Annotated in this window: 12 protein-coding genes; 2 read left to right on the top strand and 10 right to left on the bottom strand. The window is 67.5% G+C overall.

The genetic code is table 11. The annotated features are described in order from the left end of the window. Positions 1-9: 9 nt before the first annotated feature. The 8 genes from glgP to Q0X18_RS15800 all read right to left on the bottom strand — a co-directional run bounded on the left by glgP (position 10) and on the right by Q0X18_RS15800 (position 11,037). Positions 10-2,622, bottom strand: coding sequence for an alpha-glucan family phosphorylase (gene glgP, locus Q0X18_RS15835; protein ID WP_036197322.1), 2,613 nt, complete (start codon positions 2,620-2,622; stop codon positions 10-12). Between the two features lie 9 nt (positions 2,623-2,631). Then, positions 2,632-4,896, bottom strand: coding sequence for a glycoside hydrolase family 57 protein (locus tag Q0X18_RS15830; protein WP_297563973.1), 2,265 nt, complete (start codon positions 4,894-4,896; stop codon positions 2,632-2,634). A gap of 8 nt (positions 4,897-4,904) precedes the next feature. Then, positions 4,905-5,789: a class I fructose-bisphosphate aldolase gene (locus Q0X18_RS15825; protein ID WP_027888529.1), complete on the bottom strand. Its 885-nt coding sequence runs from the start codon at positions 5,787-5,789 to the stop codon at positions 4,905-4,907. A 580-nt stretch (positions 5,790-6,369) separates the two neighbouring features. Continuing rightward, positions 6,370-7,251 (bottom strand): acyltransferase, encoded by an 882-nt coding sequence (locus Q0X18_RS15820; protein WP_027888527.1) that lies wholly within the window; start codon positions 7,249-7,251, stop codon positions 6,370-6,372. 267 nt (positions 7,252-7,518) lie between these two features. Further along, a complete protein-coding gene (locus tag Q0X18_RS15815; protein ID WP_275052626.1) occupies positions 7,519-8,325 on the bottom strand; it encodes an amino acid ABC transporter ATP-binding protein in 807 nt (268 codons plus the stop codon). Next, the gene (locus Q0X18_RS15810; protein WP_027888526.1) at positions 8,322-8,972 is read right to left on the bottom strand and encodes an amino acid ABC transporter permease; all 651 of its coding nucleotides are present in this window, start codon (positions 8,970-8,972) and stop codon (positions 8,322-8,324) included. The genes Q0X18_RS15815 and Q0X18_RS15810 overlap by 4 nt, the downstream gene beginning before the upstream one ends. Positions 8,973-8,992: 20 nt before the next feature. Continuing rightward, positions 8,993-9,829: a transporter substrate-binding domain-containing protein gene (locus Q0X18_RS15805; protein WP_027888525.1), complete on the bottom strand. Its 837-nt coding sequence runs from the start codon at positions 9,827-9,829 to the stop codon at positions 8,993-8,995. A gap of 20 nt (positions 9,830-9,849) precedes the next feature. Then, positions 9,850-11,037: an aminotransferase class V-fold PLP-dependent enzyme gene (locus Q0X18_RS15800; protein WP_036197318.1), complete on the bottom strand. Its 1,188-nt coding sequence runs from the start codon at positions 11,035-11,037 to the stop codon at positions 9,850-9,852. 136 nt (positions 11,038-11,173) lie between these two features. Between Q0X18_RS15800 and Q0X18_RS15795 the strand changes: the two genes are divergently transcribed. Beyond that, positions 11,174-11,857: a GntR family transcriptional regulator gene (locus Q0X18_RS15795; protein WP_051349844.1), complete on the top strand. Its 684-nt coding sequence runs from the start codon at positions 11,174-11,176 to the stop codon at positions 11,855-11,857. Between the two features lie 157 nt (positions 11,858-12,014). On the opposite strand, the gene Q0X18_RS15790 is transcribed toward Q0X18_RS15795, so the two are convergent. Together Q0X18_RS15790 and Q0X18_RS15785 are read right to left on the bottom strand one after the other, a co-directional pair. Continuing rightward, entirely contained in the window at positions 12,015-13,229 is a 1,215-nt protein-coding gene (locus Q0X18_RS15790) for an MFS transporter (protein WP_043983040.1), read from the bottom strand. Then, a complete protein-coding gene (locus tag Q0X18_RS15785; protein WP_027888524.1) occupies positions 13,226-13,567 on the bottom strand; it encodes a helix-turn-helix transcriptional regulator in 342 nt (113 codons plus the stop codon). The genes Q0X18_RS15790 and Q0X18_RS15785 overlap by 4 nt, the downstream gene beginning before the upstream one ends. Positions 13,568-13,932: 365 nt before the next feature. Here Q0X18_RS15785 and Q0X18_RS15780 point away from each other — a divergent pair, with 365 nt between their 5' ends. Further along, on the top strand, positions 13,933-15,531 hold the full coding sequence (locus Q0X18_RS15780) for an ABC transporter substrate-binding protein (protein ID WP_081698415.1): 1,599 nt from the start codon (positions 13,933-13,935) through the stop codon (positions 15,529-15,531). Positions 15,532-15,537: the final 6 nt, after the last annotated feature.

Here is a 15,537-nt window from a genome sequence, read left to right as displayed (position 1 = left end):
TTCACGGCCCTACCCGCTCGTCTGCTGGGCCACCGACTCCGGGCCAGCCCAGGCGATCAGGCCGGGCAGGAAAGGGACCGGCAGATCGGGGTGCTGGGGTAGCACGCGCACGGTAAGGCCGTGCAGCCCGCTCATCTGGCAGGGCACGGCTTCGGCCTGGAAGAGGTGGCGGCCGGGCCCCTTCGCCTCCACCGGCCGCATGGCGGTGGCTCCGGCCTGCGCCAGCTCGCCGCCCGGGTCCAAGCGGCCCAGGTACACCTCGACCCGCACTTCCTCAGGGGTGAGCGGGCCCAGGCTCACCCAGGCCCACACGTCCAGGGCCTGACCCACCCGCAGGTCTCCCTCGAGGTCGGCCTTTACCGCCTCGACGCGCACCTGGGGCCAGGCCGCCTGGAGGCGCTCCTTCCAGGCCGCCAGGGCCCTGGCCCGGCCCCAGCCCGTCTCCGCCAACGCGCGGAAGCGCTCCGCCCCCACGAGGTAGCAGCGCTGGGTGTACTCGCGCACCACGCGGTGGGTGTTGTAGCGGGGGGCCAGGGTGGCGATCGAGGCCTTCATGCGAGCCAGCCAGCGCCGGGGCAAGCCGCCCGGGCGTTCGTAGAACGCGGGCACCACGTCCTGTTCCAGCAGGCCATAGAGGGCTTCGGCCTCGAGGCGGTCCTGCAGGGCGGGGTCGGGGTAGTCTTCGCCGCGCCCGATGGCCCAGCCGATGGGCTCGTCGGGGTCGGCGCCCTGCCAGGCCTCGTCCCACCAGCCGTCCAGGGTGCTCAGGTTGAGCGCCCCGTTGGCCATGGCCTTCATGCCCGAGGTGCCCGAGGCCTCCAGGGGGCGGCGGGGGGTGTTGAGCCACACGTCGGCTCCCTGCACCAGGGCCCGGGCCACGGCCATGTCGTAGTCCTCGAGGAACACCAGCCGCCTGGCGAAGGCGGGCTGGCGGGCCAGCTCGGCCACCCGCTGGACGAGCCGCTTGCCCTCCTCGTCACGCGGATGGGCCTTGCCGGCGAAGATGAGCTGCACCGGGTGGGCCGGGTCGTTGAGGAGGCGTGCAAGGCGCTGGGGGTCGGAGAGGATCAGCGTGGCCCGCTTGTAGCCGGTGAAGCGCCGGGCGAAACCGATGGTCAGGGCCTCCGGGTCGAGCACGCCTCGGGCCGCCTCGAGCTCGGCCTCGCTGGCCCCCCGCCGGGAGAGCTGCCCTTGCAGGCGGCGGCGGGTGAAGGCCACCAGCCGCTCGCGGCGGCGCTCGTGGGTGCGCCAGAGTTCCTCGTCGGGGATGGAGTACACCCCCTGCCAGAGGGCTCGGTCGGCGGGCTCCTCGCGCCAGGAGGGCCCCAGGTAGCGCTCGTAGAGCTGGTTCATCTCCAGGGAGATCCAGGATTGGAAGTGCACCCCGTTGGTCACGTGGCCGATGGGGATCTCCTCCTCGGGCACGCCGGGCCACAGCTCCCGCCACGTCCTGCGGGTGACCTGGCCGTGGAGCCGGCTCACCCCGTTAGAGTGTGCGGCCAGCTTCAGGGCCAGGGTGGTCATGCCGAAGGTCTCGCGGCCATCGGCGGGGTTCTTGCGCCCCAGAGCCAGAAGACCCTCCAGGCTCAGGCCCAGCTCGCGGGCATACTCCCCCAGGTAGCGCCCCAGGAGCTCGGGCGGGAAGTGGTCGTGCCCGGCGGGCACCGGGGTGTGGGTGGTGAAGACCAGCCCCGCCGAGGCGGCCTCGCGGGCCTCGGCGAAGGAGAGGTCCTCGCTTCGCATCAGGCGGCGGATGCGCTCGAGCGCCACGAAGGCCGCGTGGCCCTCGTTCAGGTGGTAGACCGGGGGGTTGGGGTTGAGGCCCAGGGCCTCCAGCGCCCGGTAGCCGCCGACGCCCAGCAGGATCTCCTGCTTGAGGCGCATCTCCGGGTCGCCGCCGTAAAGCTGGTCGGTGAGGTCGCGGTCCTCGGGGCGGTTGACCTCCAGGTTGGCGTCGAGGAGGTACAGGGGCACCCGGCCTATCTGGACCCGCCAGACCTGGGCCCGTACCGCCCTGCCGGGGTAGGCCACCTCGACGGCGAGGGGCTTTCCGTCGGGGCCCCGCTCCAGAGTCAGCGGCAGGGTGTGGAAGTCGTTGTCCTCGTAGCGTTCCTGCTGCCAGCCCGCCTCGTTGAGGTACTGGCGGAAATAGCCCTGCTGGTACAGGAGGCCCACCCCCACCAGCGGCACCCCCAGGTCGCTCGCGGACTTGAGGTGATCCCCGGCCAGGATCCCCAGTCCTCCGGCGAAAACCGAAATGCTCTCGGTCAGGCCGAACTCGGCGGAGAAGTAAGCCACCAGCGTCCCCTGCCGGCGACCGCCCGCTCGAGTGAACCAGGTCAGCTCGCCGGAGAGGTAGCGTTCCAGGTCGGCTAACGCGCGCTCCAGGTGGGCCAGGAAGCCCGCGTCGGCAGCCGCCGCCTCCAGGCGGGCCTGGTCGATGCGCCCCAGCAGCAGCACCGGGTTGTGGCCGACCTCCTCCCACAGCTCGCGGTCCAGGCGGCGAAAAAGCTCGATGGTGTCATGGTTCCAGCTCCAGCGCAGGTTATAGGCCAGCCGCCTGAGGCCCTCGAGGGGCCCTGGCAGCGACGGGACCACGTTGAAGGTTCGGATGGGCTTCACACCGGCCTCCTACACGACCTCCACGGCCTGCAATTCCCCCTGGCAGCAGAGGTCCTTGCGGTCGCAGTCGGGGTGGGTGCAGCCAAAGCGGAAGAGAAGCCTCCCCCGCTCCAGCGGCCCCAGGGTGAGCCGGTAGCGCCGCAGCCCGGCCATCACCCCGCCCACCGGGGAGAGTTCGGCGCTCTGGGCCTGCTGGCCCTCGCGCCACCAGGTGAGCCGGCCGGGGCAGTTGGTCTGCACGGCGAGCCGGTCCCCGGCCTGGACCTGCGAAACGGGCCGGGCGAAGCTCCAGGTCTCGGCCCTGGAGACGATGCGCCTCGAGAGCCCCTCGGGCGGCTCCCGGCCCAGACCCCGGTAGACGTTCCGCAGGTGGGTGCGGAACAGCTCGTCGAACTCGGCATCGCCGCCGGAGTCCTGGTCCTGGCCGAACCACCAGAACCAGTCCGAGCCCTCGGCGGCGTAGAGGGCCGTGAAGGCCGCGGGGTGGGTCTCGGGGATGGCTCCCGCATCCTCGAGGGCTTCCCGGGCCTCCTTCAAGAGCCCCCAGGCCCGGTTCTCCTCGGCCTCCCCTACCCAGGTGCCCAGGTCCACCCCCGGCGCGGAGCCGTTCTCGTCGATCCAGGACCCGGTGAAGAGGTCGTAGACCTTGCCCTGACCTTCTGCCGGGTGGGGCGCGATCCCCCGCGCGGGGTTGCCCTCGAGGTACTCGCTGTAGGTCACGGTCTCGACCTCGCGGTCTTGCTCGAGCAGGCCGTACAGCGCGTGCAGGAAAGGCCGCGCGTCCTCGCAGTAGGCCCCCCAGGCGTTCTCCCCGTCCAGGATGACGCTCAGGACCCGGTCTCCGTCGCCCTGGAAACGGCGGGCGAAGCGCTGTTTGACCTCGTCCAGGAAGGCCCTCGCCACCGCGGTGAAGTCCTTGCAGCCCTGGAAGCGGAAGCCGATGTCGTCGGAAAGGGCGGTGTCCCGGAAGAAGATGCTCAGGCTCTGCCCGTCCTGCTCGGCGCGGTAGGGCTGGGCCAGCACGTCGGGGTCGCCGGTGTCGTACCCGTATCGTCCGCTGCGGGCCAGCACCCCCTGGTCGCTGGCGATCCAGCGCACCCCCTGCCGGGCGAAGAGGGGAACCACCCCCTGGCTCACCGCCCCCTCGGCGGGCCACATCCCCCGGGGAGGCCGTCCGAAGTGGCGGGTGTAGTACTCCACCGCCCGCTCGACCTGGGCTGCGGCATCCTCGGGGCGGGCGAAGCGGGCCGGGAGGGCGGCGCCGGGGCGGTCGAGGGTGGCGCCGTCGCTGTCCAGCAGCAGGGGCAGGATGGGGTGGTAAAAGGGCGTGGTGGAGACCTCGACCTGGCCCCGCTCCTGAAGCTGCCGGTGCAGCGGGATCACCGCCCGCATCACCTTGTACTGTTCGGCCAGCAGGGCCTCGAGGTCGGCCTGGCTAAAGCCCCGCCCCTGCTCCACGAAGCGCCGCACCGAGGCCGTCTCGCCGGTGGGGAGCGCCACCTCGCCCTCGCGGAACTCCAGGCCGAACCAGCTCAGGTTGAACCACATCTGCAGGTCGCGCAGATCCTGAGCGCTGAAGGGCTTCCCCTCCGCCCGCCGGCTGAAGAGCTCGCGGTAGCGCGGGTGGGGGTAGATCTGGTGGTGCCAGTCGGCCTCGAAGAAGTAGGAGAGCACGAACTCCTGCTCGGCCACGCTCAGGGTCTCGGCGGGCTTTAAGGAGAGCTCGAGGGCCCGGTCGGTGGCCCCTCGCTCCAGGTAGTCCTCGAGCTGCCACAACAGCACCGGGGTCAGGTTGACGCTGAGGTGCACCCCAGGATGCTGGGCCACCAGGGCCGCCATCGCGTAGTAGTCGCGCAGGGCGTGGAGCCGTACCCAGGGCTGGCGGTGGCTGCCCGCTGCCCCCGGGCGGGCACTGTCCTTGTACAGCGGCTGGTGCTGGTGCCACAGCAGGGCCAGGTAGAGCTTGGGCCCGGCGGTGAAGCCCCCTTCCGGCCCCGAGACCTCACCCGCGGGGGATGCGCCGAGGATCCTGTAGCGCACCCGCTCACCCCGGGTGAATGGCCCCAGCTCGACCTGCCAGTAGCTGTTTTCACCCTGGTTGTGTGCCCAGCGGGCCTCGAGCCGCGTGGGTTCGCCGGCCGGGCCCTGGAGCTCGAGCCAAACCCGCTGCCCCGGCTCGATGGGCCAGCTTCCGATCACCAGGCGTACCGCCTCACCGGGGCTTACCCTCACAGGGGTACGGGGGGCGTCGGGGGTGAGGTGCCACAGGTACATCTCCCACCTCAGTTCCGGCCTCTGACCAGATCCAGCAGCCGCCGGGAAAGCTCCAGGGCCCGGGGGAAGGGGCGCTGCCAGATGTTGCGCCCGAAGATCAACCCCGCCGCCCCGGCCTCGAGGGCGAGCCGGGCCTGGGCAACGGCGGCGTCCTCTGACAGGCGTGCCCCGCCCGAGACGATCACCAGCGCTCGCCCCGCCAGATCCACCACCCGCCGCAGGGCCTGGTGAGGCGAAAGCTCCAGGTTCTTGTATTCACCGGGGTATTGCTCCTTACGGGCGGGGTCGTAGCGCGGGATGTTGACCTTGACCACGTCCGCCCCGAGCTCAAGGGCGACCCGCACGGCGTATTCGACGGCGTAGGGCGAATCCTTACCCCCCTTCTGGTCAACCCAGCGGCCCCGCGGGTAGGCCCAGACGATGACGGGAAGGCCGTAGCGCCCGGCCTCCGCCCGTACCCGCTGAAATTGAGCGATGTCGCGGTCCTGGGCGGGTGAGCCGACGTAGAGGGTATAACCGACCGCCTGTGCGTTCAGCCGGAGGGCGTCCTCCACGCCGGCGGTGAGGGGGCTGAAGGCCTCCTCGTCCGGAGGAATGCCGGTCTTGCCGTTGAGCTTGAGGATTAACGGAACCTGGCCGGCATGATCGGGCAGGTACTTCTCGGCCAAGCCCAGGTGCGCGGCGATGCCGGAAAAGCCGGCCTCGGCCGCCAGGCGGAACTGGTGCTCGGGGTCGGCGGCCTCGGGGGAGTCGAGGAAGTCGATAGGGCCGTGCTCCAGACCCTGGTCGATGGGCAACACGGCAAGGCGGCCCCCCGTCCGGCTCAACAGGGTTTCAAGTCGGCTGCGCACGCCTAAGGGAAGGTGGTCGAGGTTGCGGTTGAACGTGTTCATGTCGGGCTCCGCCGGCGCCCGCCGGCGCCGGGCTCGTCTTCAGTGTTGGTGAGGCCTGCGCTCTTTCGGCTGATCCGTTCGGTCGGGGTCCGTGTCGGGCTGACACGTGCCGTGGCCGTGCCCTCCGTGACCCCCCAGGTGCATCAGCACCATGGCGCCCGCCAGCAGGTAGGGCAGCAACGCCGGGTACAGCAGGTAGAGAATTACGCCCAGAAGCAGGGTGACAACCCAGGCAACGGTTCGGATGTTGGCTCTGCCTTGCACGTCAAACACCCTCCTCGGGTTTGCCGGTTGGCTCGGTGGTCCCAGGGCCAGGGCGCACCCTATAGCCTCGAGTATCCCACCCCAGATGGGGTGGGATAAGGGAAGATTGTCCCTGAAGTGCCGAGGGTCAAACTATGCCGGCATGCGGCAGCCGGGGGCCCGCTGGGAAGCCCCCGGACCCCCACTCCTCTCGTGAGGAGTACCAGACCCAGTCAGTTCGCCACCGTCCACCAGGAGAGGTTCCCCACAGGCCACTAGCGATTAGCCTCCCGCTGACGGCTGAGGGCTGAGGGCTGGCCGCCCCCGCGGGCGGCTCTCACGCCTCCCGCGTCCCGAAGCCGGGCTTGAGGAAGTCGGGGTAGTCGGGGTTGGGCTTGCGGTCGGGGAGGCGGTCCTGGCACTGCGAGGGGTGGGGCTCGCCGCGGCGGCAGTAGGGGCAGTCGTGGCGCACCTTGTAGCGCACCGGCCTGGCCGGGACGCCCAGCGCGACGGCGTGGGGCGGGACGTCCTTGGTGACCACGGCCCCGGTGCCGATGAGCGCGTCGTCGCCGACGCACACCCCGGCCAGCACGGTGGCGTGGTAGGTGATGCGCACCCCCGAGCCGATGAGGGTCTGCCTGAGGGTCACGTCGGGCGAGGCCAGCACGTGGTGGGTGTGGCTGTAGAGGTTGACGTAGTCGGAGACGGACGAGCGGTCGCCGATCACCAGCCCGCCGATGTCGTCGAGGAGGGCGTAGCGGTGCACCACCACGTCGTCGCCGAGCTCGAGGTTGTACCCCACGCTGAACTCCACGTTCTGGAAGAACTTGGGGTTGCGCCCCACGCGCCTGAAGATGAAGGGGGCCAGCGCCCGGCGGATGGCCACGCCCGAGTGCACCGACTGCCCCAGCGGCGTGAGGTCGAGGGCCTTCCACAGCCACAGCAGCGGCTTGACCCGGTCGAACCTCTCGGGGTCGGTGGCGACGTAGTGCTCGGCCTCGAAGGTGGCGTTGCGCGCGTCGAGGGCGAAGGCCGCCATGGGCGCCGCCTCGGCCAGCTCGTCGTAGGGCCGCGCGTGCAGGATGCGCGCGAGCTCGTCCCGCACCAGGGCGTAGCGGTCGGTGGAGGGGTCCGACAGCCGCTCGGCCAGCCCGCCCAGCCAGCGCTGGAGGAGCCGGTCGGAGCTTTCAGGGATGGGCTTGGGCAAAAGCCAGGGCATAAATGTACCAAATGTACCTGATGGGCCTGACGCGGAAGGTAGGAGGGAGAAGCCGAAAAAGCCGTCAACCGCTAGCAAAACGGGGGGCGAGGGACAGGACACCATGACGGTACGCTACGCACAGTGCGCCTCTGGGACCATGCTCGAGAGCCGCAGCCGTTTCCCCGGCCCCGAACCCACGAGGCACTGCCCAGGAGGCTTGCGAACGGAAGGCGGCGATTCTCGACCGCCATCGACCACCAACCGGCCGAGCCATACCGCCTCCGCTCAGTGCTCGACCAAACGGAGGAAGGCTCGCGTGCGCGGGTGCTTGGGATTGACCAGGATTTCCTGGGGCACCCCCTCCTCGACCACCGTCCCGTCCGCCATGAACACTACCCGATCGGCCACGTCGTGGGCGAACTTGACCTCGTGGGTGACGACGATCATGGTCATCCCGTCCCTGGCGAGCTGCCGCATCGTTTGCAGGACCTCCTCGTGCAACTCCGGGTCCAGGGCACTGGTGGGCTCGTCGAACAACACCACCTCGGGGTTCATGGCCAGGGCGCGGGCGATGGCCACCCTTTGCTTTTGTCCCCCAGAAAGCCTCGACGGGTACTCGTCACGTTTTTCAGCCAGCCCCACCTTGGCCAAGAGCTGTTCGCCCAACTTTACGGCTTCCTCGCGCTTCATACCCAGCACCTGGATCGGTCCTTCGATCACGTTGCCTAGCGCGGTCATGTGGGGGAAGAGGTTGAAGGATTGGAAGACCATCGCCGCCCGGGTGCGCAGTTGGCGGATCTTGCCGCTGCGCTCACGGCTAGCAGCCCTCACCCCACAGTCCACCTCCACGTTACAAACGACCACCCGGCCTTGATCGGGCTCCTCAAGGAAGTTCAGACAGCGGATGAAGGTGGTCTTTCCTGAACCCGAAGGCCCCATGATCACCACCACCTCGCCCTTGTGGACCGTAAGCGAGACCCCCTTGAGCACCTCGAGCGAACCGAAGCGCTTGTGGATGTTTTCGGCACGAATCTGGCAGACCCCACCGTGAGCGTGCGGCACTCCGTGCACGTGCATTTCCTGGTGGTTCATTGGTAGGCCCTCCGCATCCGCTCCTCGAGTTTGGCCTGGCCCAGCGACAAGAGCGAGTTGACGACCCAGTAGATGAGGGCCACGATCACGAACATCTGCATGTAGCGGAAAGTAGCCGAACCGATCTGCTCGGCCACCCGCGTCAGCTCCACCACCGTTACCACCGAGGCCAGCGAGGTGTCCTTCATCATGGTGATGAAGCGGTTGCCCAGCGAGGGCGTGATCACACGTATCGCCTGCGGCAGGATGATCCGCCGCATCACCTGGGCGAAGGTCATGCCACTGGAATAGCCTGCCTCCCACTGCCCCTTGTCCACCGACTGGATGCCGCCGCGCATGTCCTCACTGGTGTAGGCTCCGGCGTGCAGGGCCAAGGTCAAAACGACCGCCGGGATGGCTTCAATGGTGAATCCCAGTTGTGGCAGGCCGTAATAGACCAGCAGGATTTGGGTGAGTAAAGGGGTGCCACGGACGAGTGAAACGAACGCGACGGCTGGGGCCCGCAGCGGCCAGGGGCCGTACATCCGAGCCACCGCCACCACCAGCCCCACCGCCAGGCTGAGGACGAACGAAACCACACCCAGCCAGATGGTTGTCCACAGAGCTTGGAGCAAGAAGGGTGCGGCCTGTTGGAGTAGCTCGAGCATCTACCAGCCTCCCCTGCTGCTTATTTGGCATACTTCGCCAGCGCCGCCGCCATGTCTTGCCCGCCGAGCCACTTCTTGGAGATGGCGGTGAGCGTGCCGTCGGCAATCATGTCGGCCAGCGCCTTATCCACCGCCGCCTTGAACGCGGCCTCACCCTTGCGGAAGCTCATGGCGTTGAGCTCCACCCCCAGGTCGAAGGCGGGGGCCACCAGCAGCCCGTTTTTCTGGGCGAGATAAGCGCCCACGAAGCGGTTGAAAAGCCCCGCGTCGGCACGGCCGAAGGCCACGTCCATGAGCGCCAGGGTGCCGTTTTCGTAGGTCTTAGGGATGGCCCCGGGGACCTTCTCGCGGACGAACTTCTCCTGGGTTGAGCCCGAAGTCACCGCCACCCGCTTACCGCTCAGGTCCTCCAAGCTCTTGAACTGGCCCACCCGGCTCGGACGGGTGAACACCGACACGCTGATGGCCTGATAGGGGATGGAGAAATCCACCACCTTCTTGCGTTCTTCGGTGACGGTCTGTCCTGAGATTACGATGTCGTACTTGTTCGCTTCGATGCCCGCGATGAAGTCGGCGAAACGCCCGGCGACGAATTCCACCTTGGGAATGCCCAGGCGCTTGGCCAATTCATAAGCCACGTCAACGTCAAAGCCCACGAGCTGCTTTTTGTCGTCGATCATGCTCCAGGGCGGGCTGGCCTGGGTGTTGGCCACCCGCAGCACCCCGGCGGCCCTGACCCGCGACAGCAGATCGCCGGCTTGGGCACCACCTCTTTGCCACAGGCCGATACCCCCTACCGCCAACAGCCCAAGCACCGCGACCGTGAGCCAACCGCTGTTCGGGAAATTGCTCCGCATGCCTACCTCCTTAAGCCCGCCTAAGCCCGCACTTCCTGCTCGAGTCGCCCGAGCGCGACCAGAAACCGCTCAAGTTCGGTCTCGCTGTTGTAGTAATGGACACTCGCCCGCACCAATTCCTTGATGCCCCGCCGGGTCATGTCCAAGAATGTGGAAGGGGCGCGGGAGACATTGACGTTGATGCCTTGCCGCCGCAGGCAGTCGCGTATCTGGTCGGGGGCGTAGCCCTCGAGGGTGAACGAGATGATGCCACACCGTTCGCGACCCAGGTCGAGCACCTCGCACCCGGGAACCTCGCCCAGGCCCCTGCGCACTTGCTCGGCCAGGGCCCGCACCCTGGGCCACGTGTTCTCCAGCCCCCAGGCCAGCGCGTAATCGACCGCGGCTCCAAGGCCCAGCTTGCCCGCGACGTTGCACTCCCAGTTCTCGAAGCGCCTGGCGCCGGGCTCGATCTCGTAGCGGTCGGGTGCTACCCAGGTCGCGGCATGGAGGTCGAGGAAGGGTGGCTCGAGCCGCTGCAACACCTCCCTGCGAGCATAGAGGAAGCCCACCCCACGCGGGCCCCGCAGGTACTTGCGGCTGGTCGCTGAAAGCAGGTCACAGCCGATTTCTTGTACGTCTACGGGCATCTGCCCCACCGACTGGCAGGCATCCAGCAGGTACAGCACCCCGTGCGCTCGGGTGAGCCTTCCGATCTCGGCTGCGGGATTGACCAGCCCCCCGTTGGTCGGGATGTGGGTGATCGAGACCAGCTTGACCCGCTTCTTGAGCATCCTTGAAAGGGCCTCGACGTCTACCTGACCGTGCTCATCGTCAGGGATGACCTCGACCACCGCCCCGGTGCGCCGGGATACCTGGAGGTAGGCGATGTAGTTGCTGGCGTACTCGGCCTGGCTGGTGAGGATCACGTCTCCCGCCCGGAAGGGGATGCTGTAAAAGGCCATGTCCCAAGCCCGGGTGGCGTTTTCCACCACCGCCACTTCATCGGGATGGCAGCCCAGCAGCCGCGCCAGCGAGGTATACACTGCGCTCAACTCCCCCTCCCGCGCACGGGCCGCCTCGTAACCGCCGGTGTGCGCTTCCAATTCCAGGTGGGCCTTGACTGCATCCAACACAGCTTGGGGCATCAGCGCCGCCCCGGCGTTGTTGAGGTGAACCACATGGTTCACCCCAGGAGTCTCCCTGCGGGCTTTGTCGAGGTCAAACACGCTTAACTCCGGTGGCCGAACCCTTAACTTGGGTAGCCGAACCCTGTGAGCAGCAGGGGGTTGGGCTTGGGCTGGCGACACAGTAATATATTGCATATTTGATACTACAAGTCAAGGGTTGAGGTATACTTCACGTGTGCCACTGCCATCACAGGTTCGTAAGGTCAAGCGGGAGCTGGCCCGGGAACAGGTGTACAAACAGCTGCGGGATTGGATCATCGACGGCACACTCAGGCCGGGTGAGGTCATCAAGGATGTCGAACTGGCGGAAGCGCTCGAGGTCAGCCGTACCCCGGTTCGCGAGGCGCTACGCCGGCTCGAGGACGAGGGCCTGATCGAGACCGCCTCGCACAAGTGGACCCGGGTAGCGCGGCTCGACCCCGAGCAGGCCGATGAGTTGTACGGCATCGTGCAGCGCCTGGAGGTCTACGCCCTGGAGCTGGCTCAGTTCAAGCTGACCGAGGCCGATTTCCTGACCCTGGAAGCGGCCAACGCCCGTCTGGCTCAGGCCATCGAACGCCACGACGCCAAGGCGGCGCTGGCGGCGGACAACGCCTTCCACCAGGTCTGGATCGAGCGCTCGGGCAACCGCGAGTTGGCACAGCTCTTGGCGGATTTGAAGGTTAAATTACGCCGCTTCGAGCTGGCCCACTTCGACTCCAAGGACGCGATGGAGTCCGTAAAAGAACATCAAGTCATCGTGGAGTCGCTCCGCACGGGCAAAAGCCGCAAAGCCCTGGAGGCCCTCGAAGGCAACTGGGAGGGAGCCACCGACCGTTTCTCGAGGCGGGTATTGGGCAAACTGGCCAAGAGCCCATAGGCCCAACGGGTCAACCCTCCTGGCCGCCGAAGGGATTTAATCCCATCACCGGCCTCCCGCCCCGCTCCCGTTCGGGGCGCTCGGTCGCCCCGAGGGCTCGCCCTTGCGGCGGCGACTGCCCTAGAGGGGCAGAGCCGGGCGGGGACGTTTTGCCGACTCACCCCGGCGTCGCCCGGTTCCTGAGCCTGGGCTGGAGCATCACTCCGGCGAGCAGAACTACGGCCACGAAACCGCCGTATAAGAAGGACTGCTCGGCGAAGCGGCTCCCCAGCCAGCCGGCCAGGGGGTAAGTCAACGCCCACCACAGGTGGCTCCAGGCGAAGTGTGCCCCGTAGACCCGCCCCTGGAACGCTTCAGGGGTGCGGTCGGCGATGAGTGTTTGAGTAGGCAGGTTAACCCAGTTCTGGCCCGCCCCGGCAAGGATCCACAGGAGCAGCAAAGGGATGAACGGAACGAAATTGGCGGGCAGCACCGCCAGTGTGGAGACCAGCGCCCCCAGCAGCACGAAGGTGGTGCGGGGCAGGCGCCCCTCCAGGGCGCCCACCGCCAGGGCCGCCAGCGTGGCCCCGACCCCGAAGGCCGCCATCCCCCAGCCGTACTCGAGGTCGCCCAGCTCGAGCTGCCCCCGCACCAGCCCTACCGTGCCCACCAAAATCAGCGCACCCGATACCGCCGCGACCAACTCCAGCAGCAGCGCGTAGCGCATCGGGGCGTCCTGCCATAACCGCAGTGTTCCGTCCTGAACGTCGCGTAACGTGGTGGCCTGTGCCGTGTCCGACGACCGATCCACCCGCAGCCTCACCGGCAGGGTCAAGATGAGCAGGGCCGAGATCAAAAAGGTCCCCGCGTCCAAGAAGAAAATGTTCCGTGCCCCGATCAGCCCGGCGATCGCACCCGCCACCCCGGGGCCGAGCACCCCCAGCACCTCGTAGGTCGCTCCAGAAAGCGCGATGGCCTGAGCGTAGTCCTTCTGCCGCGTCACCTGAGGCAGGGCTGCCTGATACGCGGGGGTGAAAAAGGCGGTGAGCGCGTTAAGGGCAAACATCAGCACGTAGACCTGCCAGACCTCACTTACCAGGGGCATCAGCCCGATGACCACCATTCGCCCCAGGTCGGCAGCGACCATCAGGGTCTTGCGGTCCATCCGGTCGGCCAAGGCTCCCGCCAGCGGCGAGAGAGCCACGAAGGCCGTAACCCGCAGCGTGAGCGCCCCGGCCAGAATCGCCGCCGACCGTGCCCCACCCACCTCAAAGGCCAGCAGAGCCAGACCCACCCAGGTAAAGGCGTCGCCCAACAGGCTGGTAGTCTGCGCGGCGTAGAGCCGGGCGAAAAGCGGGTTGCGCAGACTCCGGAAGGGGAGGAGGACCTTCACCGCGAAGCCCCGTGTTCGGGAAGCCCCAGCCGCTGGTGCTCGGCGTGGGCGAAGGCCTGGGTCAGCAGGTCGGCGATGTGGCTCTTGAGGCGGTAGAACACCTTGGTCCCCTCGCGGCGGGCCGTCGCCACCTCAGCCGCCCGTAGCGCCGCGAGGTGCCTCGAGACGGTGCTCTGGGGCAGGTCGAGGCGCTCGACCAGGCAACCCACGCTCTGCTCCCCCTCGATCATGCCCAGGGCGATGCGCAGGCGGGCGGTCTCAGCCAGGGCCTGGAATGTCCTCAGGACTCGCTCGAAGTCTTGCTGGGGGGGTGGGTACGAAACGCCGTGGCGCTCCATGCCGTTGATTATATCCTTTTATCCGGATAGACAAATATATAAACCGCTCGAGCTGTAGGCCGGCGGCGACGGTGGTTTTGGCGAACCACCGTCGCCCGAAAGACCCGCCGGTGTGGCGGGTAGGAGCGGGGCCGGGTCTGCGGAGCGTGGGGTCACCTAACGGCGGGGCAATGCCCGGCTCACCGCCCTGATGCGCGTCCTGCCCTCGCCGGGAAGCGGTTTCCTGACTCCTCCGTGGGCGGCTTTACATTAGCTTAACAATTCAATGCCATCGTTCTCCCATTAACACCACGCAACCTCGCCCACTTCGCTCAACGCTCGGCTTATTCTGAGGGTGGGGATTGCGGCTGTGTACGGGAGGGGAAATGAAGCGATTCAACGTGCTGTCGTTAGTCCTGGCTGTGTCCTTCGCGCTGCTGACAGGTGCCGCACTGGCCGGTCACACTGGCCAGCGCATCATTCTCGCCATACCCCAGGATGAGGGAGAGCTAACTCCCTACACGTACGTGACCGGCTACCCCGGTTACAACATGCTGTCCCTGGTGTTCGACACCCTGATGCTCAACGACCTAGGCGACGTGCCCCGCCCTTGGCTGGCGGAGAGCGTCACCAGCACGAACGGGGGCCGGCAGTGGACCATCAAGCTCCGCGAGGGCGCTGTGTGGCATGACGGCAAACCCCTGACCAGCGCCGACGTGAAGTTCTCCTACGAGTACTACAAGAAGTACCCCCTGATCGGACGTTTCGCTACCGCGGTGCGCGGCATCTCCGACATCCGCACGCCGGATGAACGCACAGTAGTCATCACCCTTCCCCGGCCCGAGGCCAACTTCCAGCAGGTCACGCTGGCCGACGTGCCCATCCTGCCCCAGCACCTCTGGCAGAACGTCACCGACCCCAGGGCTTTCAAGAACGCCACGGGCAGCGGCCCCTTCAAGCTGGTGGAGCACCGCCCGGACCAGTCGTACCGGCTGGTGGAGAATCCCAGCTACTTTGGCGGCAAACCCGGTGCGGACGAGGTGGTGTTGAGCATCATCAAAGACGCCACCTCGACCTTCCAGGCCCTACAGGCCGGGCAGATCAGCGCGACCAGCCGCGAGGTGTTGCCCGAACTGATCGGCCAGTTCTCCAATAACCCACGGCTCAAGGTGGTGCGGGGGCCAGGGTATGCCAGCACCCTGCTGCAGTTCAACACCACGATCCCGCCGTTCAACGAAGTCCGCTTCCGCCAGGCGGTGGCCGGCTTGATCGACACCAAGGGCTTGGTCGAGACGTTGCTGCTCGGCTACGGCACTCCCGGCAACGCCGGCTTCGTGCACCCGCAGTCGCCCTTCTACAGTGCGGCCACCCGTGAGTACAAGCGCCTGAGCGTAGCCGAGGCCGGGAAGGTGCTGGACTCGCTGGGCTACCGGGCCGGCGCGGGGGGTGTACGCGTGGGCAAGGACGGCAAGCGGCTGGAGTTCACGCTTCTGGTGCAGTCCAACAACCCTTTGCGCATCCGTGCCGCGGAGCTGATCGCCCAGCAGGTTCGGCCCGCAGGCATCGTCTTCAACGTACGCTCGCTCGACCCCACCACGGTGCAACAGGCAGTTTGGCCGGACTTCGACGTGGCCAAAGGCCGCAACTTCGAGTTGGCCATGTGGGGATGGTCCGCCCCGGTGACCTCGCAGCTCAACCTGCGCGGGCTGTTTAACTCCAACCCTGCTGCCGGGACGCTCAACATCGGCGGTTACAAGAACCCTACGGTGGACAGCCTCACGGAGCGCATGGTCACCACCGTGGACTTCGACCAGCGCAAGCAGCTCGCGACACAGGTTCAGACCATCATCGCGCGCGATCTACCCTTTATCACCTTGTGGTATGCCGACGGGGTCTACGCCTACCGGCCCGAGGCCTATGACGGATGGAAGTTCCAGAAGGGCCAGGGCATCATCAACAAGCGCTCCTTCTTGCAAGGGCAGTAAAGGGCA

The sequence above is a fragment of the Meiothermus sp. genome, assembly GCF_026004075.1.
Classification (GTDB): Bacteria; Deinococcota; Deinococci; order Deinococcales; family Thermaceae; genus Meiothermus.
Note: the sequence above shows the minus strand (reverse complement) of the source record. Positions and strands in the feature narration are given on the sequence as shown.

Coding starts and splice junctions, on each gene's coding strand:
- Q0X18_RS15830 (WP_297563973.1), bottom strand. CDS start 4,896: ATGTACCTGTGGCACCTCACCCCCGACGCCCCCCGTACCCCTGTGAGG.
- Q0X18_RS15825 (WP_027888529.1), bottom strand. CDS start 5,789: ATGAACACGTTCAACCGCAACCTCGACCACCTTCCCTTAGGCGTGCGC.
- Q0X18_RS15820 (WP_027888527.1), bottom strand. CDS start 7,251: ATGCCCTGGCTTTTGCCCAAGCCCATCCCTGAAAGCTCCGACCGGCTC.
- Q0X18_RS15815 (WP_275052626.1), bottom strand. CDS start 8,325: ATGAACCACCAGGAAATGCACGTGCACGGAGTGCCGCACGCTCACGGT.
- Q0X18_RS15810 (WP_027888526.1), bottom strand. CDS start 8,972: ATGCTCGAGCTACTCCAACAGGCCGCACCCTTCTTGCTCCAAGCTCTG.
- Q0X18_RS15805 (WP_027888525.1), bottom strand. CDS start 9,829: ATGCGGAGCAATTTCCCGAACAGCGGTTGGCTCACGGTCGCGGTGCTT.
- Q0X18_RS15785 (WP_027888524.1), bottom strand. CDS start 13,567: ATGGAGCGCCACGGCGTTTCGTACCCACCCCCCCAGCAAGACTTCGAG.
- Q0X18_RS15780 (WP_081698415.1), top strand. CDS start 13,933: ATGAAGCGATTCAACGTGCTGTCGTTAGTCCTGGCTGTGTCCTTCGCG.